Consider the following 20,916-nt stretch of genomic DNA (forward strand, 5'->3'; position numbering starts at 1 on the left):
CACGGTCTGCGGTCACTCAACGAGGGCGCGTCCTTCTTCGACGGGCTCACCTATGCCAGATTCGCCTTGTCGGAGGAGTGGCCTGCCACCACAGAGCGGCTCCTGGCCGCAACGCACCTCACTCTTCCTTAAACCCGCCAACGGCCGGGCGGAGGTGGACGGCCCGCGCGGTCACAGGGACGCCGATCCCGGCATAGGAACCGGCTCCTCGACCACGTACTCCCGGATCCGCCATTCGCCGTCCTCGGCGACGACCTGCCACCTTCGCGTCGCGTCGAAGCCCAGCCAGGCGCTCCTGGCCACGGACGGCTCCCAGACCTCTCGGACTACATGTCGTCCGAGATCTCGATCACTTGCAGGTGCTCCTCGATGTGGCGTCGCGGCTCCTCCCACCGGGAGGCGTCGAGGGTGAGGATTGCGCCGATCCGGACGAGGGCTTCGGTGGCGGCCTGAGCGTCCCAGACGTCCAGACCGGTCCTGCCGGCCATATCGGCCAGGGCGATGCTCTCCTCGGGCCCGTCGAGGGAGGCAACGGTGACACCTGCCATCAGGGACAGGCCAAGCAGTGCGTCGGCCGCCTCAGGCGACTTGTTGTCGAGCATGACCCCGGTGATGGCCAACGTAGGGATGATCATCGGCTGTTCGCCGGCGTCGAATATCTGGATGAGGTTGATCAGCGCGGTATCGCCACGGGTCAGTTCACCGAGGACGGTCTTGTCGAGGATGAGCGGAGGGATGGTCACCCGAGTTTCGCCCTGACGTTGGCGGCCATGCGTTCGGCGCGGGCGACGGCGTCGGGGTCTGCCTGCGCTTTGGTGACGAGTCCACCCCAGGTGGCGCGGGCGCGTCGTTCACTGCGGACGCGCGCCGCGATGGCCTCGTTGACATAGGCGGACAGGGAGCGGGCGTCACCGCCTTCTACCTGCTGTTCGGCGTAGTCGATCAGGTCGGTGTCCACCGTGACGGTGACGGCTCGTTTCCTCATACTCGGATCATATAATCGGCATAAGATAACTGGCCGGGGAACGAGCAAAAGAGCGCGGACCGTGTGGTCCGTGCCTGCGGCGTCTTCGTCGTGCTACTGCTCCAGGACCGCGTCTCGCAGCCGCCCTCCTTCGGAGGCCGGTAGATGATCGCCTTCGGGCTCGCAGCGGGACGTCGTCGGGCTGCTGGGTGAGCAGGTGCTCGACCCATTCGAGGCTGGGCCGCTACTGGATGCGGCTTCCAAGGACAGGCCGACGGCGTACGCGACCGGACAGCCGGGCGACATGTACTTGGTTCACCCGTTGACCGTATACGCGGCCGACGAGCACCGGGGGGACGCGACCGCGTTTCATGGCCCAGACACCGGTGTTTCTGATCTACTGTAGGCGCGGTCGTAGGGGTCGTAGAGGCCGTCGTTGACGTGCTGGTCCATGTCCTGGCGGTACTTCCGGTCGTCCAGGAGCGGCATGCCGCGGGACACGGCGAACTCGGCCCGCGAGACGGCCCGGCGCCGACGACGGATGGGAACCAGATCGCCGATGTGGTGACCGTTGCGTGTGACGGCGTACCGCTCTCCGCGTTCCAGTCCATCCATGATCTCCGCTGACCGGTTGCGCAGGTCGCGCTGGGAGATCTGGTGGGAGCGGTCGGGCTCAGAAGTGCTCACTCACCAACTCTGACCTGGAAGGACAGATGTGTTCCAGGTAACGCCGACCTTTGACCACCGTAAGATACGGGGATGGCAACGAAGGCGTACGCGGCGCTCCTCCGGGGCATCAACGTGAGCGGCCACAAGAAGGTCCCGATGGCCGAATTGCGAACGCTGCTCACCGAGCTCGGCCACGGCGACGCACGCACTTATCTGCAGAGCGGCAATGCTGTCTTCACCAGTGCTCTGGGCGATGAGAAGGCGCTCGCAGCGCAGCTGGAGCAGGCCGTCGAGGAGCACTTCGGCTTCGGCGTCGATGTCCTGGTGCGTGATCACGCGTATCTGAAGGCGGTGGCCGACACCTGCCCGTTTCCTGCGGCCTCGCTTGAAGGCAGGCAACTGCACGTCACGTACTTCTCCGAGCCGGTCGCCGCGTCGCGTTTCGCGTCCCTCGACGCGGCGAGGTACCTTCCCGAAGAGTTCCGGCTCGGCGACCGTGCGCTCTACCTCTACGCTCCGGACGGCCTGGGCCGCTCCAAGCTCGCAGAAGCCCTGGCGAAACCCGCGCATACCAATGGTGTCATCGCCACCAGCCGCAACTGGAACACCGTCGTCAAGCTGGTGCAGCTGACCCAGGCCCAGCCTGCCTGACTGCCGCTTCACCGACCCCGAAGGGCCGGTGCCGGGGAAGGTCAGCGGACCTTGCCGAAGAAGTCGCGGATGTCGGCGGCAACGTGATCGGGTCGCTCCATGGCGACGAAGTGGTGGCCGCCTGGATTGTCTTCCGGCCAGTGAACGACGGTGTTGTGTCGTTCGGCGAACCGGCGGATTCCGGGCGGTCCGTTGTACACGCCGGTCGGCGCCGCCGTCTGCCCCTCCGGCCAGCCGAAGCCCGTGCTTTCGTAGTAGGGCCAGGAGGAGGTTCCCAGCGTCCCGGTGAGCCAGTAGAGGCTCACGTTGGTGAGGATCAGGTCGCGATCGATCACCTGCTCCGGCGGTTTCGCGGCGACGGTGAACTCCTTGAACTTCTGCGTCATCCAGGCCAGCGCGGCGACCGGAGAGTCGTGCCATCCGTAGGCGAAGGTCTGGGGCGCCGCGCTGGCCGCGGCCCTGGTGTCGATGCTGACCGGGAACGGGCCGAGTGTCGATCCGCAGGACCTGACGGTGCTCGCCGGCGCGGTCGCCAACCGCGAACGCCTGCGGTTCGCCTATCAGGCGGGTGACGGGAGCGAGACCAGACGCCTGGTCGAGCCGTACCGCCTGGTGGCGGCCGGGCGCCGCTGGTACCTGCTGGCCTACGACAACGATCGCGATGACTGGCGGACCTTCCGCGTCGACCGAATCGGTGAGGGCGCGCCGACACCCTGGAGTGGCTGGCCTCCCGGCTGCTCCTGCTCGGCTGCGAGTTCCAGGTGCACGAGCCGCCCGAACTGCTGGCGTACCTGCGTGCGGCGGGCGCCCGCGCCATCCGCGCCGCCGAACCTGGCCGTGCGGACGGTTGAGGCCGCGGGGCTTTCCGCCTCATGGCGCAAGACCGAGGACTGCCGTTGCCTTGTTCGCCGCGTCGAGTACCGTGCCGACCAGCTTGTCCTGTGCTTCGCTGAATCGCGATGTCGGTGCGACGATGCCGACGGCACCGACTATGGAACCCTCATGTTTGAAGAACGGGGAACCGATCGTCGTGATGCCGGGGCTGGAGTCGATGTCAACGGCCCACCCCCTTGTCCGGACCTCCTCGAGTTCCTGTAGCAGAGCCGCTCGAAATCGCCGCTGGGCGGTCGGGGTCATACCGGTCAGGTTGCGCGCGATGATCTCGTCCCGCAGCGTGGCATCGGCGTGGGCGAGTACGGCCTTGCCCGACGCGCGGTGTGGCTCGTTGCCCGTGAGGCCGACGTAGAGCCCGCTGACACGCAGCGGTTGTGACCCTTCGACCAGAACTTTCAAGATCACGTTCCTGTCGTCGAGAGTCGACAGGAACGAGGTCTCGGCGGTCGTGTCGGCGAGCTCGCCGACGATGTCCGCGAGCTTGTCGTTGGTGTTGAAACCGAGCTGGTAGGTCCGGAACAGGGCGCCCACGCTGGCTCCGAGCCGGAGTGTGGCGTCGGCTCGGCGTTCGAGGTAGCCGCGCGCGAGCAGGGTCCGCATCAGGTGGTAGCAGGTCGTGATGTTCAGGCCGAGGCCGGCGGAGACCTGTTGCACCGTCGGCGCGGGTTCGGCGGCGGCCACGTACTCGAGAAAGCTCAGCGCTCGCTCGACTGTTTGCAGAGTCTGCTGGGCGGGCTTGGCCGAAGTGCTGTTCACTATCTGAAATTATCAGGTCACGAGGTGGGCGCGGACCGATGCAGCGGGGCGTTGAGCCGGTCGGTGAACGCGTCGAACGCCCGGACGGGCGGGTAGGCGTCGGGGTCGACGATCACGTCGATGACCGTGGTGTGACCGGAGTCCAACGCTTTCCGCAATGCGGGGGCGATGGCGTCCGGATGATCGACCACGATCCCCGCGGCTCCCACGGCGGTCGCGATGGCGGCGTGGTCCACGGGATCGAACTCCACACCGGTGGTCGTTTCGCCGAATACGGCATTCTCGGCATGCCGCTGGGCTCCCAGGACCGAGTTGTTGAGCACCACGACGGTCACCGGAAGGCGCTCTCGCACAGCGGTTTCCAGCTCGGACCAGACGTGCGCGAAGCCACCGTCGCCGACGACCGCGATGACACGCCGCCCAGGCTCGGCGATTTTCGCTCCCAGGGCCAGAGGCAGTCCCCAACCGAGGCCGGCCAGACCTCGTGGCATGAGGAAGCGCTGGCCGGGCCGCTTCGCCAGGAGGTAGGCGGCGATCCAGAACGAGGAGTAACTGGCGTCGGCGACCACGATGTCGTCGGGGTCCAGGAGCCGGCCGAGCTCGGCGAAAAGGCGTTCCGGGGCGATGGGGGTCTCACCGGATTCCAGCAGCGGGGTGACGGCCTCGAAGTGCTGCCGGCGGCCGGCGGCGATGGTGGCTCTGAGCTCTTCTGACCGAGCGACGCGGAGGGTGAGATCGGTTGCCGCCAGGGCGGCCGCGAGGTCCCCGAGCGCGGCCCGGGCGTCGCCGAGCAGGCGTACGGACTCGTAGTTTCGTCCCACCTCGATCGGGTCGACATCGATGTGGACATAGGTGGCGTCGGGGGACGTCAGCGTCCAGCCCTCGGTGCCGTTCTCATTCGTCCGGGTACCGACCAGCAGGACGACATCGGCTCCGGCGATCAGGGGGAGGTGGAAGTGCGCGGGTCCGCGCTCGCCGGTGACATTGGCGGCGACCCCCAGTGACAGCGGACCCGATTCGTCCACGGCGCCCTTGCCCATGTTCGTGGTGACCACAGGCAGGTGGGCGATCTCCTGCAGCGCGGCCAGTTCGGCCACCGCACCCGAACCGTGCACTCCGCCGCCCGCGACGACCAGGGGGGACCGCGCCATGGCGATGAGCCGCGCCGCCCGCGACACCGCGGCGGCGTCCGGCCGGGGACGGTCGAGCGGGAAGGCCCCAAGGTCCGCGGTGCGCGCGAATCGCCCTGGCACAGCGGGCTTTCCGAGGACGTCCCGGGGGACGAGCAGGACGACCGGCCCGGGCCGTCCGCTGTTCGCCATGGTGAACGCCTGGTCGATCGCGTCCTCCACGCGCGCGGGATCATCGATGCGCCGCGTCCACTTCGAGACGCTCGCGAACAGCGCGAAGTGGTCCAGCTCCTGGAACGCGTTGCGGTCGCGATTGCCCGAGGGCACCTCCTGCACCAGCACGAGCATCGGTATCGACGCTTTGAGGGCTTCTGCCATCGGGGCGACGAGCAGGGCGGCGGCAGGGCCGTTCTGGGCCGCCACCACCCCGATCCGGCCGGAGATCCGAGCGAACCCGTCGGCCATCGCGCCGCCCGCGTTCTCCGTCCGGTACAGGATCTGGCGGATTCCGATGCGCTCGGCGGCGAGCATCAACTCGGTCGGATTGCTTTGGCCCAGGATCGCCTCGACCCCGTGACGGGCCAGTGCACCTGCGATGACGTCGGAAACAGTGATCATGTCTCATACGGTTTCAAACTATGAACTGCATGTCAAATAATGAATATTTCACTATTTGAAGCGAAGTTCAGATATTGACATGCCTGTGACGTGGCTCATATCGTCGGGCGGTGAGCGCCTCGGCCCCTCGTCACGAAAGATCTGGAGTTCCCATGACCATCGACACTGGTGAGTCGCAGCTGAGCCCGGTGCTCTGCCTGCACTCGCTGTTCCTCGACCCACGCGCCTTCGACGGCCTTGTCGCGGCCGGAGCCGGGCGCTTCCGGTTCATCGCGCCGGAGTTCCCCGGGCAGGCCGGCCGCCTGAACGAAGTCGATGCGACCGTGACCATGGATCAGTGCACCGACGACGTGCTCGCCCTGGTAGACCGGCTCGGTCTCACCTCTGTGTCGATCGTCGGGCAGTCGATGGGCGGCGACGTCGCGGTCCGCATAGCGGCTCGCCGGTCCGATCTGGTCGGCAGGCTGGTGCTGATGGGCTCGTCGGCGAGGGCCGAGACCGGCGAGAACGTCGACCTGTTCGGGGCGCTCGTCGACAGGTTCGAGCGGGAGGGATTCACCCCGGAGATCGTCGACTTCGTCAAGGGCATCCTGTTCGCGGCGACCGTTCTCAACGACCCGGCCCGCTCGGACATCCACGAGACGTGGACCAAGCGTCTCGGCGAGCTCTCCCCCAGGCTCGCTCATGCCGCACGGGGCGTCGTCCAGCGGGAGAGCGCGCTTGCCCTGTTGCCCCTGATCACCGCGCGGACACTCATCATCTCCGGGACCCAGGACCAGGCTCGCCCGCCGGCCTGGTCGGACGAGATGTTCGAGGCGATTCCGAACGCCGAACTCTGGCGCATCAAGACCGCGGGGCACAGTCCCTGCCTCGAAGACCCGGACGCCGTCATCCCGCGCATCCTCGAATTTCTCGTCTAGTTCGGAACGGAGAAGGCGACATGACCACTCCCCCCAGGCTCGCGGTGGACTTCCTTGCCCGGTCGCACCGGCTGTTCATCGACGGCGAGTTCGTCGACGCCCTCGACGGCAGGACATTCGAGACGATCGATCCGGGCACCGGCAAAGTGCTCAGCACGGTGGCGGAAGCATCGGAACGGGACGTCGATCGCGCGGCGGCCGCGGCCCGTCGCGCCACGGAAGGTCCATGGTCGGTCATGTCGCCCAGCGAGCGGGGCCGCATCGTGCACCGCATCGGCGACCTGATCGCCGAGCACGCCGAAGAACTCGCGGAACTGGAGTCACTCGACAGCGGAAAGCCGGCCGGCGCGGCGCTCGCCGTCGAGATCCCGCTCGCCGCGGACATGTTCTGGTACATGGCCGGCGCGGCACGGCGGATCACCGGGACGACGATCACGCCGTCGGTGCCCTACATGCCGGGCCAGGAGTTCCACGCCTACACGACCCGCGAACCGCTGGGCGTCACCGGGCAGATCATCCCCTGGAACGTTCCGATCCTCATGGCCGCGTGGAAGCTCGCCCCCGCACTGGCCACCGGCAACACCGTCGTGCTGAAGCCCGCCGAGCAGACGCCGCTGACCGCCCTGCGGATCGGTGAACTCCTCCTCGAGGCCGGCGTCCCGCCGGGCGTGGTCAACATCGTGCCGGGATTCGGGGAACGAGCCGGAGCTCATCTGGCCGCGCACGAGGGCGTCGACAAGATCGCTTTCACCGGTTCGACCGAGGTCGGCCGCAGCATCGTGCGCGCCGCGGCCGGCAATCTCAAGCGCGTCTCACTGGAGCTGGGCGGCAAGTCGCCGAACATCGTCCTCGACGACGCGGACGTCGACGCCGCGATCGCGGGAGCCGCGCTGGCGATCTTCTACAACCAGGGTGAGGTGTGCTCCGCCGGCAGCCGTCTCTACGTGCACGAGTCCCGATTCGACCAAGTCGTCGAAGGTCTCGCCGAGCGTGCGCGCGACATCAGGGTGGGCTACGGCCTCGATCCGGATACCGACATGGGCCCCCTGGTGTCGGCGGAGCACTTCGAACGGGTCGGCCGATATCTCGATCTGAGCAAGGAGTCCGGGGGCCGGACACTGGCCGGGGGCGGTGCGCTGGACCGCGACGGATACTACGTGCAGCCCAGTGTGATCGCGCGGCCCGACCGGGACCATCCGATCGTCCGGGAGGAGATCTTCGGTCCGGTCGTCACGGCATTGCCGTTCAGCGATATCGACGATCTGGCCGCTCAGGCCAATGACACCGTCTACGGCCTCGCGGCCGGGGTGTGGACGCGCGACCTGTCGAAGGCGCACCGGCTGGCCAAGCGGCTGAAGGCCGGAACCGTGCACGTCAACACCTATCACGTGTTCGGCTCCGAGCTGCCTTTCGGCGGATACAAGCAGAGCGGCTGGGGCAGGGAGAAGGGCGACGCCGTACTGGAGCAGTACCTCGAAACCAAGTCCGTCGTCGTGGCGCTGTGAGATCCGAGGACGGACAAGCATGACCGACATACAGACAGTCGCCGGACCTGTCGATTCCAGTGAGCTCGGCCGGACGCTCGTCCATGAACACGTCTTCGTGCTCGGTGAGGAGTACCGGCAGAATTACCAGGACGATTGGGACGAGGACCAGAAGGTCGAGCAGGCGGTCCGCGACCTGAACGAGCTCAAGTCTCTCGGCATCGACACCATCATGGACCCCACGGTTCTGGGGCTCGGCCGGTACATCCCGCGCATCGAACGCATCGCCGCGCGAACGAACCTGAACATCATCGTCGCGACCGGGCTCTACACCTTCAACGACCTTCCGCACCAGTTCTCAAGCCGCGGTCCTGGCCTGCTCATCGACATCGAGGAACCGCTGACCGAACTGTTCGTCAAGGACCTGACGAAGGGGATCGGCGACACCGGCGTGCGCGCCGCATTCCTCAAGTGCGCCATCGACGCTCAAGGGCTCACACCCGGCGTAGAGCGCACGATGAGGGCGGTCGCGCAGGCCGGTGTCGAGACCGGGGCTCCGATCACCGTGCACACGCACGTCGGATCCGAGTCCGGACTGGTCGCGCAGCGGGTTCTCGCGGAAGAGGGCGTCGATCTGAGCCGGGTGGTGATCGGCCATGCGGGCGACAGCACCGATCTGGATTATCTCTGCCGCCTGGCGGATGCCGGTTCGATGCTGGGCCTCGACCGTTTCGGACTCGACGCGTTCCTGCCGCTCCAGCAGCGGATCGACACCCTCGTGGGCCTCGTGCGCCGTGGCTACGCGGAGAGCATCGTCGTTTCGCATGATGCGTCCTGCTTCATAGACTTCGTCTCGGCGGAGGAACGCCCCCGATTGGGGGAGAAATGGAATTACCGCCTCATATCCACCGAGGTCATTCCCGCATTGCTCGAGGCGGGCGTCGCCGACCGCACCATCGAGACCATTCTCGTGGACAACCCGCGTCGCCACTTCGAGGGGGCGGGGGCATGACCGCGGCGAAGGGCCGCCGCCCGGCCCTGTCCGCCGCCCTCTGGCACGCGGATCCCGACCCCGACCACGTGGACAGCACCATCGGGGACGCCCTGATCCGTGCCGCCTCACGGTGGGGGGATCGAACGGCACTCGTCGAGGGTGTCGTGGGAGAGCACGCGCGGCGTTGGACCTTCGAGGAACTGCTGGAGGACTCCATCCGCGTCGCCCGGGCTCTGCTTCGGCGGTTCGGTCCCGGTGAGCGCCTGGCGGTGTGGGCCGGAAACGGTCCGGAGTGGATTCAACTCGAATTCGGTGCCGCGCTCGCGGGATTGACCCTGGTCACGGTGAATCCCGCCTTCCGGCAGGCGGAACTGTCGTATGTGCTGGAGCAGTCCCGCGCATCGGGCATCGTCGTACAGCCGCGGTACCGATCGACCGAACTGCTGCCGATGGCCAACGCCGTGCGGGACGGCACTCAGGTGCGTGAGGTGATCTCCCTCGAGGACTGGGACGAGTTCCGGGCCGCGGAGAGCGGCGCGCGGGACGGCCTGCCGCATGTCGCGCCGAGGGATCCCGCTCAGATCCAATACACCTCGGGGACCACCGGGCGACCGAAGGGAGCGCTGCTCAGTCACCGTGGGCTCGTCGCCAACGGGCGGTGGTACGCGACCGTCGCAGGCGCGCATCCGAACGATGTGTGGGTCAACCCGATGCCCCTGTTCCACACCGCGGGCTGCGGGCTGGTGACGCTCGGCGCCCTGCAGACCGGCGGCTGCCACGTGATTCCCGCCGGGTTCGACGCCGACCTCATGCTGGACCTGTTCGAAGCCGAGCGGGGAACCATCATGCTGAGCGTGCCTACCATGTTGATCCGCATGCTTGAACGGCAGGCGGACCAGCCGCGCGATGTGTCGAGCTGGCGGTCGGCCACGCTCGGGGGCGCACCCGTACCGCTCGATCTGGTCCTGCGCGCCCAGCGTGAGCTCGGGGTCGAGGTCGGCATCGGGTACGGCCAGACAGAGGCGTCGCCGTACATCACGCACACCGCCGGCGGGGATCAGGACGCGGAGACGCTGGCCACCGTGGGACGGCCGCTGCCCGGAGCCGAGGTCAAAATCATCAGCCCGAGCTCAGGTGAGGTGGCCGGGATCGGCGAACTCGGTGAGATATGCACCCGCGGCATCTGCGTGATGACCGAGTACTTCGACAACGCCGCGGCGACCGCCGAGGCCATCGACGCCGACGGCTGGCTGCACACCGGCGACCTGGGGACCATGGACGCGTCGGGATTCGTCAGAATCCAGGGCCGGCTCAAGGACATGATCATCCGTGGCGGCGAGAACATCTTCCCGCGCGAGATCGAAGACGTCCTCTACACCCACCCCGGAATCAGCCTGGTGACGGTGGTCGGACTGCCGGATGCCGAATGGGGCGAAACCTGTGCCGCATTCGTGGTGGCGGCCGACGGGGCACAACTTACCGAGGGCGAACTCGACGCCTTCTGCCGCGACCGGCTGGCCTCGTACAAGGTTCCGCGCAGCTGGCACTTCCGGAGCGAGCTGCCGCAGACCGCGTCCGGGAAGATCCAGAAGGTGGTGCTTCGGGAGAAGTACCTCGCGGATCTCGCCATGGGCTCGACCGGGGGAAGCCGGCCATCTTCCGAGTGCGGGCCTTGACCAGGACCGCGATGCCGTCCGCGCGGTCCTTACCCTGCCCTTTCACAACGGCGGCACGGAAGGCGTGAACGCCAGGACGAAGCGGATCATACGCCAGACGCACGGCCGAGCCGGTTTCAGCCTGCTCCGCCACCGTGTTCTCCTGGGCTGACGCCCCGTCACCGCCGACCGTCAACCGGGTACACCCGGGGGGGGGAGTCGTCAGGTTCACGCCGTGCCGGAGAGTCGCCGGAGGTGAGCGGGATCGGCAACGGGATGCCGCTGCCGATCCCGCGAGGCGGTTACCGCTGGGCCGGCGGTGTGGCGCAGTACCGGACTGTGTTCCGCTCGGGATCGGTGCCCGCCTGCTGGAACCCGGCCTTTTCCAGGACCCGGATCGAGGACGGGTTCGGCAGTTCCACATTGGCGTAGACCGTGCGGACGCCCGGTGCGGTGAAGGCGTACTCGGTCAGGGCGCGTGTGGCCTCGGGGGCGTAACCGCGTCCCTGCCGGGAGGGCACGATGCCGTACCCGATCTCCAGGACGCCGTCGCCGGGCGGCCAGAACAGGCCGATCGATCCGACCACCAGACCGCTGTCGCGTTCGATGATCTGACGGTGACCGTACTGGCCCAACCACGCGGGGTGCTCGGCGAACAGGCCGACGATGACGCGATCGCCCTCGGCGGGGAAGTCCTCGGCCCAGTGCACCGGCCGAGCACCCTCCAGGGCGGCGGCGACCTCGCCGGGGGCCCACGGCCGCAGGGCGAGGCGGTCAGTGATCAGGTCGGCATCGATCATCGAGAAGAAAGAGAACAAGAGAGACTCCTGGTCGTTCGAACGACCCGGTCGGCGCTCTAGGCTCGCGCGGACCGGACAAGGGCACGCTGAAGACGGCTGCCGACGGCCATATTCATCGACCTCCCTCGTCACGAAGTGATCAGGCGTCCCTCGCCGCCGCGAGGCTAGCCTCCCGCCGCCGTACGGGCAAACCGGTTTCGGCGTCCTCACCCGCCTGACCGATGCCGCCTACCGGGCCTGTCCCCGCCCCCGTGGAACTCGTCGCATGCCACGATTACCGACGTCGAGGCGCTCTGCGTCCCCGGGCGAGCGGCCTCACAGCAGCGGATGCACCTCGGGGTGCGCCTCCCACCAGCGTCCGAAGAGCGGATTGTCGTACACATGGTCGATGAACGCCGCGGCGAGGCCGCGATAGAGCGCCCCGGCGGTCGCATCGCCCAGGCGGTCCCTGTGCCACGCGACGAGCAGCCGTGCCACCTGTGGCTCTCCCATGAGCGGTCGTACGGCGGTGCCCAGCGCCGCGGTCCAGCAGGGATCGACCAGCCGCACGCCGTACCCGCCCGCCACCAAGGGGTGGCCGGCGCCGCTCGGCGCCTCGAAACGCAACCTGGGTTCGAAACCGGCCGCCCGGCATGAGGCCCGCAGCGCGGCAAGGGAACCGTCATCGGCCCCCGGAGGGCTGATCCACGCCTCGTCCTTGAGATCGGCCAGCCGGATCTCCTCGTTTCCCGCGAGCGGGTGCCCCGCCGACAGGGCGACGAATATCGGATATCTGTACACCAGCGCCCGGCTGGCGACCGGCGGCGCCAGCGTGACCTCGAAGCCCTCGATGACGCCGAGCAGCGCCGCGTCGAGCCGCCCGTGCGTGAGCGCCTCCGCCAGCAGCGCCGTGGAGGGCTCGATCCGTAGTGAGATCTCGCGTCCGGGCAGGGCGTCGCCGACCCGGTCGACGATGCTGCCCACGCAACCGACGTGGACCGAGCCCAGCCGCAGGGATCGGGCCTCCGACGGCCCATGCAGGTCGCCGAAGAGCGCGTCGACCTCGGACAGGACGATCCGGGCGCGGGCGATGACCTGGTCGCCAAGCGGTGTCGGCTCCACCCCGGAGCGGCTGCGGACGAAGAGCTCGCCCCCGACGAAGGTCTCTATCCGGCGCAGCAGGTTCGTCATGGCCGGCTGGGAAAGCCCCACCTGGGCCGCCGCTCTGGTCAGGCTGCCCGACTCCGCTATCGCACAGATCATACGGAGATGACGGATATCGAGATCCATAACCAAGAATTATGTGTGCCTTTATGACCGCTGGTTTGGTTTTGTCACCAAACTACGGGCGGCAACACCACTTCGCTCCCCGAAATCCCTGAGCCCCGTGGCCCGCCGGTCCGCCAGGACCCGGTGGAGCCCCGCCGCGTCCTGGCCCGTTCCGGCCGCCGCGGCATCCCCCTTCACACCCCCCGGAGGTTGCTCGTGGGAATCACCCCACCCCTGCGCGCGCTCAGAAACCCGTCATTGGTCGCGCTCGTCCTCGTCCCGGCCCTCGGCCTGGGGCTCGCCCTGCAGCCGGCGGCCGCATCGGCCGCCACCGAACCGATCGCCGAACCCGTCGTGACGACATCCGCGGGCAGGACGCCGCCCCCCGAGCCGGCGCTGCTCGCGACCGACGGCGCCGACCACGTCCGGCGTTCTCCGCTCCCGGTCAGCGAACGGGCGCCGATGCCCTCCTCCAACGAGCGGCTGCGCCATGACTACGATCGGCCCGAGCCCGCCCCGGCGCACCCGCGCCCGTCCATGAAGGAGAAGACGAAGTCCGCCGCCACGGTGCGGGCGGCGGCCGCGTGCGACGTGAGCGACTTCACCGGCCGGACCGGAAGCGCCCTGGTCCAGCAGATCAAGTCCTCCACGACCGACTGCGTCAGCACCCTGTTCGGCCTCACCGGCAGCGACGCCTACCACGCCTTCCGCGAGGCGCAGATGAGCAGCGTCGCGTACGGCCTGCGTGACAACGGGTCGTACTACCCCGGCGACAACTCCACCGGCACCGCTCAGCTCGTGCTCTACCTGCGCGCCGGCTACTACGTGCACTGGTACCACGCGTCCACCGTGGGCACCTACGGCTCGTCGCTCAAGACCGCGATCGAGGCGGGCCTGGACGCCTTCTTCGGCAACCCCAAGTCCTCGACGGTGAGCGACGCCAACGGCGAGGTGCTGGCCGAGGCGGTCACGCTGATCGACAGCGCCGAGGAGAACGACCGCTACCTCTACGTGGTGAAGCGGCTGCTCAACGGCTACAACAGCTCCTACAACGCGAGCTGGTGGATGCTGAACGCGGTCAACAACGTCCACACCGTGCTCTTCCGCGGCCACCAGCTCCCGGCGTTCGTGACCGCCGTCCAGGCGGACCCCAGCGTGATCGACACGCTGTACGGCTTCACCGGCGACAACTGGAACCTGCTCGGCACCGACCAGAGCTATCTGGCGTCGAACGCCGGCCGGGAGATGGCCCGCTTCCTTCAGGAGACCGCCCTGCGGCCGAAGGTGCGGCCGATGGTCAAGGCCCTGCTCGACCGCGGCGACATCTCCGGCACGACCGCGCCCATGTGGGTCGGCGTCGCTGAGATGACCGACTACTACGACAGGGCCAACTGCTCCTACTACGGCACCTGCGACCTGCAGGCGCGGCTCGCGGCCGCCGTTCTGCCGATCCGGTACACCTGCAGCTCCAGCATCACGATCCGTGCGCAGGCCCTGACCTCCGCGCAGCTCACCACCGCCTGCGACAGCCTCAAGAGCCAGGACGCGTACTTCCACGACCTGGTGAACGACGGCGGCCGCCCCGTGGCGAACGACGACAACAGCACCATCGAAGTCGTCGTCTTCCACTCCAGCACCGACTACCAGATCTACGCCGGGACGATGTTCGGCATCGACACCGACAACGGCGGCATGTACCTGGAGGGCGACCCGGCCGCGGCCGGTAACCAGCCGCGCTTCATCGCCTACGAGGCGGAGTGGCTGCGGCCCGCGTTCGAGATCTGGAACCTCAACCACGAGTACACCCACTACCTCGACGGCCGGTTCGACATGTACGGCGACTTCACCGCCGGCATCACCACCCCGACCATCTGGTGGATCGAGGGCCTCGCCGAGTACGTGTCGTACTCCTACCGGAACGTGACCTACGACGCGGCGATCACCGAGGCGGCCAAGAAGACGTACACGCTCAGGACGCTGTTCGACACCGACTACTCGCACGACACGACCCGCGTCTACCGCTGGGGTTACCTGGCCGTGCGATACATGTTCGAAAAGCACCCGGCTGACGTCACCACCGTCCTCGGCGACTACCGGACGGGCAACTGGAGCGGCGCCCGCACCTTCCTGACCAGCACCGTCGGCACCCGCTACGACAGTGACTGGTCGAGCTGGCTCACCGCCTGCGCGTCCGGCTCCTGCTCGGGCGGCGGCGGCACGAACAAGCCGCCGACCGCGAACCTCACCTTCACGGTCAGCGGCCTCGACACGACCTTCACCGACACCTCGACCGACTCCGACGGCACGATCGCCTCGCGCTCGTGGGAATTCGGCGACGGCACGTCCTCGACCGCGGCGAACCCCACCCACGCGTACGCCGCGGCGGGCACCTACACGGTGAAGCTGACCGTCACCGACAACGGCGGCGCCACCGCGTCGACCACCAGGCAGGTGACCGTGACGTCCGGCGGCACCCTGCCCGAGTGCACCTCGTCCGACATCAGGGAGCTGGGCAAGAACTGCCGGCGCGGCAACGTGTCCGCGACCGCCGGTGACCACGCCTACTTCTACCTGTACCTCCCGGCCGGCACTACCAGGATCGTCATCACGTCGTCCGGCGGCACCGGGAACGCCGACCTCTACTACAGTCCCAGCACATGGGCCACGAAGTCGGCGTACACGCAGCGGTCGGCCAACTCCGGCAACGGCGAGACCCTGACGGTGACCAACCCGGCGGCCGGCTACCACTACATCAGCCTGTACGCCACCGCCGCGTTCTCCGGGGCCTCGGTGAAGGTCGAGTACTGACGCTCACCGTCACCCCGTAACGGCTTGATCATCCATGCCGGGACCGGGCCTCACGCCCGCTCCCGGCCCTCGGATCGCCCTGAGCACGCCCCGGCCTGGCAGGAAGTACCGGCCCCCTGGTCATTGTTGGCGGCTGTAGGCGCGGATGGCCAGGGGGCAGAACACCACGAAGAGGGCCGCGCACCAGATGAGCGTGGTGGTGACGGTGTCGCCGGCCGGGGTGCCGTTGAGCAGGGCGCGGCAGGCGTCCATGACGTGGGTGACGGGGTTGATCTCGGCCCAGGTTCGCAGCCAGCCGGGCAGGGTCTCGACGGGAGCGGCGAGGCTGGTGCCGAGCTGCAACGGCAGGAAGCCGATGAAGCTGATCGCGAGGACGGTGTCGGCGTTCCTGACCAGGACGCCGACGAACACGGTGACCCAGCTGAGGCAGAAGCCGAAGGCGATGGCCAGGCCGGCGGCGGCGAGGGCTGCCGCGAGGCCGCCGTGGACGCGGAAGCCGAGGAGCGCGCCGATGGCGAAGAGGATGGCGACGGCGAGCAGGTAGCGGACGATGTCGGCCAGCACGGAGCCGAGCAGGGGCGCCAGGCGGCTGATGGGCAGGCTGCGGAACCGGTCGGTGACGCCGTTCTTGAGGTCGAGGTTGATGCCGGTGCCGGTCGAGACCATCCCGGCGAGGCCGGCGCCCATGACGAGGATGCCGGGGAAGAGGTACCGGAGGTAGTCGGCGGTGGAGCCGGCCACCGATCCGCCGAAGAGGTAGAGGAAGAGCACCATGAACAGGGCGGGTGTGACGACCCCGTTGATGATCGGGCCGGGGTTGCGGGTGGTCTTGGCGAGGCTGCGGCGGGCGAGCACGAGGCTGTGCCGGAGCCAGGCGAGCGGCCGGGTACGTGGTTGTTCGATGGCGGTCATCAGGCGGCCCTCGTCGGTTCGTCGGTGTCGTCGGCGGCGGTGGTAGGTGTTCCGGTCAGGGCGAGGAAGACCTCGTCGAGGCTGGGCAGGCGCAGCGACAGTTCGGAGACGCCGATGCGGTGTTCGCGCAGCCGGGCGGTGATCTCGAAGAAGTCCTCGTCCCCGGCGACGGGCACGACCAGCTCGTGGCGGGTGGAGCGTTCCGGGGTCCGGCCGGTGACATCGGCCAGGATGCCGACGGCCGCGTCGGTGTCGGCGGGGTCGTTCGGCCGCACGGCGATGGTGTGCCCGCCGACCTCTCGTTTCAGCTCCGCGGGAGTGCCGGAGGCGATGACCCGTCCCCGGTCGATGACGGTGACGGCGTCGGCGAGGGCGTCGGCCTCTTCGAGGTACTGGGTGGTCAGCAGGACGGTGACGCCGTCGGCGCTCAGACCGCGGATCATCTGCCACAGCTCGTCACGCTTGCCGGGATCCAGTCCCACCGAGGGCTCGTCGAGGAAGACCACCTCGGGGTGTCCGACCATGCTCGCGGCCAGGTCGAGGCGGCGGCGCATGCCACCGGAGTAGCCGGCCACCGGTCTCTTCGCCGCGTCCTCCAGGCCGAAACGGGCCAGCAGGTCCGCGGCACGCCGGAGAGCCTGCGGCCGGGGCAGGTCGAGGAGCCGGCCGATCATGACCAGGTTCGCCAGCCCGGTCAGCTCGTCGTCCACGCTGGTGTGCTGGCCCGACAGCGCGATCCGCCGGCGTACCTGTCCCGGCTGGCGTGCCACGTCGAACCCGGCCACGGACGCGCGTCCGCTGTCGGGACGCAGCAGGGTCGCGAGGATGCGGATCACGGTGGTCTTGCCGGCGCCGTTGGGGCCCAGCAGGCCGAGCACCTGCCCGCGCGGGACGGCCAGACCGACCCCGTCGAGCGCGGTGACCTTGCCGAATCTCTTGGCCAGCCCCTCGGTCTCGAATCCATGATCGCTCACCGTCACCATCCTTCGTCTCGACCGCTTCGCAGTTCAAATGTTCTCAACATCTGAATTTTGAGAGTATCCTAATGCTGGCGATCCAGGGAAAGGAACTGCGATGGTTCGACTGACTCGGGTGCAGCAGCAGGAGCGCACCCGGACGTCCGTGCTGGCGGCGGCGAGGGAGGAGTTCACCGAACACGGCTACGCCTTGGCCAAGGTCGATCGGATCGCCGAGCGGGCCGAGCTGACCCGGGGGGCGGTGTACTCGAACTTCCCGAGCAAGCGCGCGCTGTACCTGGCGGTGCTGATCGACATGGTGGAGAACGCCCCCGCGGGTGAGCCGTCGACGAGGTCGCCGAGGTCGCCGGCCGAGGTGCTGGGCGTGTTCGCCCGGACCTGGCTCGAACGGCTGCCCCTGGTCGACGACACGGCTTCGGGAGGGCGGCTGCACCTGCGCTCGCTGGCCGGCGTCCTCGATGACGAGCACGCGCGCACGGTGCTGGCGCAGGTCGTCCGGCTGGAGGCGTTGCTGCTCGCCATCCCGCTGGAATCGTGCGAACCGGCCCAGGCGACGCCGGTGCGGCGGGTACGGCTGGCCGAGCTGGTGCTGACGCTGCTGGACGGTTCGGGCCACCTGGCTGAGAGCGCACCGGGATTCGGCGACCCTTTCGACCTGGCGCGCGCCTGTGAGCACCTGTCCGGGATCGATCTCGCCGACACCTGGACGCCGCCGTATCTGCCCTATGTCGCTCCGGCACGACCGTGTGGGGACGCGTGGGATCCGCCCACCGGACTCGCGGATCGGATCAGCGGAGAGCGGGCCGACCTCGGCGCCGACGGTCTGATCACGGTGCTGGGGGCCGGTCGTCTCGCCGCCGCCGAGGAAGCCGTCCGTTCCGCCCGGCCCGGCGAGCAGGTGACGGTGGTCGTCGTCACGAGTGACGCCGCCGAGACGGGCCGCCTGGTACGGCTCAGGGTCACCGACCTCATCGGCTGCCTGCGGCGGGTGTTCGCCCCCGAGGCCTGGCGGCGCGTCCGGCTGGTCCTCGATGACGAGGCCCTGGCCGCGGCGGCGATCGGTCTGACGGACCTCGACGACGAGACGGAGTCCGCCGTACGCGTCCGGGGCGGCGCGATCGTCGCCCGAGCCCACGGGCGAGGCGCCGCGTACGCGGCGTCGACCGCGGACGCCCCGAACGGCACGCGGCCGCGGAGCGCCAGGTCATGACCCGATCCGAGCTTCCCGCGACCGGCACCGGCCTGCTGGTACTGCACGCCCTGCGCTGCGGCGGCGCCGCCGGCCTCGCCCGCCTGGCCAGGGCCACGGGCCTCGGTGAATCCGACGTCGAGTCCGAGCTGATCGATCTCGCGGTCGCCGGTCTCGTCACGCATATGGCCGGCGACTTCGGCGGGTGGAGTCTGACGGACACCGGCCGTGTCGTGGACGCCGAACGGATCACCGCCGAATTGGAGTCGGCCGATGCCCGCGCCGCCGTGGCAGCGGCGTTCGACGACTTTCTGGTGCTCAACCCGGAACTGCTCGACCTCTGCACGGCATGGCAACTCCGATCCGTCGACGGTGTCATAACCGCCAACGACCACGGCGACCCCTCCTACGACGCTCGGGTCCTCGCCCGATTCGCCGAGTTCGACCAGCGTGCCGCCGTCGTCGGTGCCGAGCTGTCCGCGGCGTTGCCTCGATTCGGCCGCTACCGAACCCGCCTCGTCGAAGCCCTGGATCGCGCCACCTCCGGCGCGTTGGAGTACGTGGCCGACAGCACCGCGTCGTACCACGCCGTGTGGGCCGAACTTCACGAGGACCTGCTCGCCACACTCGGGATCCCCCGATGGGTATGAGATGGGTTCGCCCGCTCTCCACGCGGGTCGAGGAGACGGCGGAGACGCTGGGCGGCAAGGCACACGGCCTCCTGGTCCTCCTCCGTCTCGGGTTGCGGGTGCCCGCCGGGTTCGTCGTCACCACGGAGGCATGTCGCGCGTTCCTGCGTGACGGGCGTCTTCCCGACGGACTCGACGACGAACTCGCGGCGGCCGTCACCGACCTCGAAGCCTCCACCGGGCGCCGCTTCGGGGGATCACAGGTGCCGTTGGCGGTGTCCGTTCGTTCCGGGGCCGGCGTGTCGATGCCCGGCATGATGAACACGATCCTCAACCTCGGCCTCACGACCGGAGCCACAGCCGGGTTGGCGGCCGAGACGGGCGACTCGCGGTTCGCGCTGAACTCACGGCTGCGGTTCCTGTCCGGCTTCGCCTCCGCGATCACCGACCTGGACGTAAGGCGAGGAACCGGCGACGAGGAGGCACAGATCAGAGTGGTCGAGAATCTCATCCGGCAACGATGCGGCGAGCCGATTCCGGACGACGCGACCCGGCAGCTGGAGCTGGCGGTCAAGGCTGTGTTCTCGTCATGGGACACACCGCGTGCCCGGACCTACCGCGAACTGCATGACATACCGCACGATCTCGGCACGGCCGCGATCGTACAGACGATGGTGTTCGGGAACCGCGATGACCACAGCGGCACCGGAGTCGCGTTCAGCCGCGACCCCAACACCGGGGAGAACGTCCCGTTCGGCGAGGTCCTGTTCGGACACCAGGGTGAGGACGTCGTCTCCGGCAGATCGCTGACCCGGCCCCTGCGCGAACTCGCCGACCGGGAACCGGCGGTGTGGACCGGCCTCCTCGACGCCCTGAGCCGGGTCGAGGGGCACTACCGCGACGCGTGCTACGTCGAGTTCACCTTCCAGGCCGGGGAGCTGTGGATCCTGCAGGTCCGGCCTGGCCGGTTCGTCGGGGGGGCCGCCGTCCGCGTCGCGACCGACCTCGCCGACGAGCGCGTGATCGGACGTCACGAGGCGCTGCTCAGGATCTCACCTCGGCATCTCCAGCACGTCCGCACACCCCGGATAGCGACGACCGGGAAGGTCGACATCCTGGCCCGAGGGCTGGGCGCCTGTCCCGGTGTCGCGGTCGGCAGGGTGGCGACCACGGCCGACGGAGCGGTGCGCATGGCCGCGGACGGCCCGGTCATCCTGGTACGGCCGGAGACCTCCCCGCACGACATGCGCGGCCTGGCGGTCGCCGCCGGAATCGTCACCGCCCGGGGCGGGCCGGCCAGCCACGCCGCGGTCGTCGCGCGAGCGATGGGGAAACCCGCCGTCGTGGGGATCGGCGACCTCGTCGTCGACGTCGCCGGCGCCTCGGTGCGAGCCGGCGGGCGCACCATCGGTGAGGGCACCCTCGTCACCATCGACGGGACCGGTGGCGAGGTCGCCCTGGGCAGCCCCCGTACCGTCACGACCACGGCCGACGTCCACCTGCGTCGCCTCCTCGAATGGGCCGACGACGTATCGGGCGACCACTCCGAACGCGACGAGGCCCGGCGCCTCGACGCCGCCCACGCCGTACTCCGTCACGACTAGACCGCGGCGGCCCC

The 20,916-nt window shown here is 68.8% G+C and carries 20 protein-coding genes and 2 pseudogenes; 11 read left to right on the forward strand and 11 right to left on the reverse strand.

Translation table 11 applies throughout. From position 1 onward, the window contains the following. Positions 1-171: 171 nt before the first annotated feature. From AB0J58_RS24475 to AB0J58_RS24490, 4 genes are all read right to left on the reverse strand, one after another. Positions 172-303 (reverse strand): hypothetical protein, encoded by a 132-nt coding sequence (locus tag AB0J58_RS24475; protein WP_364219173.1) that lies wholly within the window; start codon positions 301-303, stop codon positions 172-174. A 23-nt stretch (positions 304-326) separates the two neighbouring features. Further along, positions 327-743: a hypothetical protein gene (locus AB0J58_RS24480; protein ID WP_364219176.1), complete on the reverse strand. Its 417-nt coding sequence runs from the start codon at positions 741-743 to the stop codon at positions 327-329. After that, entirely contained in the window at positions 740-985 is a 246-nt protein-coding gene (locus AB0J58_RS24485; protein WP_350962954.1) for a hypothetical protein, read from the reverse strand. The genes AB0J58_RS24480 and AB0J58_RS24485 overlap by 4 nt, the downstream gene beginning before the upstream one ends. Before the next feature lie 348 nt (positions 986-1,333). After that, on the reverse strand, positions 1,334-1,651 hold the full coding sequence (locus AB0J58_RS24490; RefSeq protein WP_364219181.1) for a prevent-host-death protein: 318 nt from the start codon (positions 1,649-1,651) through the stop codon (positions 1,334-1,336). Between the two features lie 72 nt (positions 1,652-1,723). Between AB0J58_RS24490 and AB0J58_RS24495 the strand changes: the two genes are divergently transcribed. After that, the gene (locus AB0J58_RS24495; protein ID WP_364219184.1) at positions 1,724-2,284 is read left to right on the forward strand and encodes a DUF1697 domain-containing protein; all 561 of its coding nucleotides are present in this window, start codon (positions 1,724-1,726) and stop codon (positions 2,282-2,284) included. 41 nt (positions 2,285-2,325) lie between these two features. Here the strand turns inward: AB0J58_RS24495 and AB0J58_RS24500 are convergent, their stop codons facing one another. After that, positions 2,326-2,820, reverse strand: coding sequence for a hypothetical protein (locus tag AB0J58_RS24500; RefSeq protein WP_364219358.1), 495 nt, complete (start codon positions 2,818-2,820; stop codon positions 2,326-2,328). Here AB0J58_RS24500 and AB0J58_RS24505 point away from each other — a divergent pair. Beyond that, positions 2,765-2,977, forward strand: a pseudogene (locus tag AB0J58_RS24505) (WYL domain-containing protein); the annotation flags it as partial. The gene AB0J58_RS24500 and the pseudogene AB0J58_RS24505 sit on opposite strands and share 56 nt — an antisense overlap. Positions 2,978-3,154: 177 nt before the next feature. Here AB0J58_RS24505 and AB0J58_RS24510 read toward each other — a convergent pair. Together AB0J58_RS24510 and AB0J58_RS24515 are read right to left on the reverse strand one after the other, a co-directional pair. Beyond that, on the reverse strand, positions 3,155-3,934 hold the full coding sequence (locus AB0J58_RS24510; protein ID WP_364219187.1) for an IclR family transcriptional regulator: 780 nt from the start codon (positions 3,932-3,934) through the stop codon (positions 3,155-3,157). 17 nt (positions 3,935-3,951) lie between these two features. Next, a complete protein-coding gene (locus AB0J58_RS24515; protein WP_364219190.1) occupies positions 3,952-5,682 on the reverse strand; it encodes an acetolactate synthase catalytic subunit in 1,731 nt (576 codons plus the stop codon). A gap of 152 nt (positions 5,683-5,834) precedes the next feature. Between AB0J58_RS24515 and AB0J58_RS24520 the strand changes: the two genes are divergently transcribed. From AB0J58_RS24520 to AB0J58_RS24540, 5 genes and pseudogenes are all read left to right on the forward strand, one after another. After that, a complete protein-coding gene (locus tag AB0J58_RS24520) occupies positions 5,835-6,602 on the forward strand; it encodes an alpha/beta hydrolase (RefSeq protein WP_364219193.1) in 768 nt (255 codons plus the stop codon). 20 nt (positions 6,603-6,622) lie between these two features. Beyond that, positions 6,623-8,107 carry an aldehyde dehydrogenase family protein gene (locus AB0J58_RS24525; RefSeq protein WP_364219196.1) on the forward strand — a complete coding sequence of 495 codons (1,485 nt, stop codon included), beginning with the start codon at positions 6,623-6,625 and terminating at the stop codon, positions 8,105-8,107. Between the two features lie 19 nt (positions 8,108-8,126). Then, entirely contained in the window at positions 8,127-9,098 is a 972-nt protein-coding gene (locus AB0J58_RS24530; RefSeq protein WP_364219199.1) for a phosphotriesterase-related protein, read from the forward strand. Continuing rightward, entirely contained in the window at positions 9,095-10,756 is a 1,662-nt protein-coding gene (locus AB0J58_RS24535) for an AMP-binding protein (RefSeq protein ID WP_364219202.1), read from the forward strand. The genes AB0J58_RS24530 and AB0J58_RS24535 overlap by 4 nt, the downstream gene beginning before the upstream one ends. After that, positions 10,749-10,907 (forward strand): annotated as a pseudogene (locus AB0J58_RS24540) (ISL3 family transposase); the annotation flags it as partial. The gene AB0J58_RS24535 and the pseudogene AB0J58_RS24540, both read left to right, overlap by 8 nt. 130 nt (positions 10,908-11,037) lie before the next feature. Here the strand turns inward: AB0J58_RS24540 and AB0J58_RS24545 are convergent. Next, positions 11,038-11,553 (reverse strand): GNAT family N-acetyltransferase, encoded by a 516-nt coding sequence (locus AB0J58_RS24545; RefSeq protein ID WP_364219205.1) that lies wholly within the window; start codon positions 11,551-11,553, stop codon positions 11,038-11,040. Between the two features lie 297 nt (positions 11,554-11,850). Continuing rightward, a complete protein-coding gene (locus AB0J58_RS24550; protein ID WP_364219208.1) occupies positions 11,851-12,804 on the reverse strand; it encodes a LysR family transcriptional regulator in 954 nt (317 codons plus the stop codon). Positions 12,805-12,999: 195 nt separating this feature from the next. Between AB0J58_RS24550 and AB0J58_RS24555 the strand changes: the two genes are divergently transcribed. After that, positions 13,000-15,591, forward strand: a complete 2,592-nt coding sequence (locus AB0J58_RS24555; RefSeq protein WP_364219211.1) for a collagenase — start codon at positions 13,000-13,002, stop codon at positions 15,589-15,591. Positions 15,592-15,711: 120 nt separating this feature from the next. Here the strand turns inward: AB0J58_RS24555 and AB0J58_RS24560 are convergent, their stop codons facing one another. Together AB0J58_RS24560 and AB0J58_RS24565 are read right to left on the reverse strand one after the other, a co-directional pair. Further along, positions 15,712-16,503 (reverse strand): ABC transporter permease, encoded by a 792-nt coding sequence (locus AB0J58_RS24560; protein WP_364219214.1) that lies wholly within the window; start codon positions 16,501-16,503, stop codon positions 15,712-15,714. Then, the gene (locus AB0J58_RS24565; RefSeq protein WP_364219217.1) at positions 16,503-17,477 is read right to left on the reverse strand and encodes an ATP-binding cassette domain-containing protein; all 975 of its coding nucleotides are present in this window, start codon (positions 17,475-17,477) and stop codon (positions 16,503-16,505) included. The genes AB0J58_RS24560 and AB0J58_RS24565 overlap by 1 nt, the downstream gene beginning before the upstream one ends. 100 nt (positions 17,478-17,577) lie before the next feature. On the opposite strand from AB0J58_RS24565, the gene AB0J58_RS24570 reads away from it, so the two are divergent. Genes AB0J58_RS24570 through AB0J58_RS24580 form a run of 3 tightly spaced genes read left to right on the forward strand, consistent with a single transcriptional unit; the run spans position 17,578 to position 20,902 of the window. After that, the gene (locus AB0J58_RS24570) at positions 17,578-18,690 is read left to right on the forward strand and encodes a TetR/AcrR family transcriptional regulator (protein ID WP_364219220.1); all 1,113 of its coding nucleotides are present in this window, start codon (positions 17,578-17,580) and stop codon (positions 18,688-18,690) included. Further along, a complete protein-coding gene (locus AB0J58_RS24575; RefSeq protein ID WP_364219223.1) occupies positions 18,687-19,319 on the forward strand; it encodes a transcriptional regulator in 633 nt (210 codons plus the stop codon). Before AB0J58_RS24570 ends, AB0J58_RS24575 begins: the two co-directional genes overlap by 4 nt. Further along, positions 19,316-20,902: a pyruvate, phosphate dikinase gene (locus AB0J58_RS24580; protein ID WP_364219226.1), complete on the forward strand. Its 1,587-nt coding sequence runs from the start codon at positions 19,316-19,318 to the stop codon at positions 20,900-20,902. The genes AB0J58_RS24575 and AB0J58_RS24580 overlap by 4 nt, the downstream gene beginning before the upstream one ends. Positions 20,903-20,916 lie beyond the last annotated feature (14 nt).

Origin of the sequence: Streptosporangium sp. NPDC049644 (assembly GCF_040675205.1) — a bacterium.
Classification (GTDB): Bacteria; Actinomycetota; Actinomycetes; order Streptosporangiales; family Streptosporangiaceae; genus Streptosporangium; species Streptosporangium fukuiense.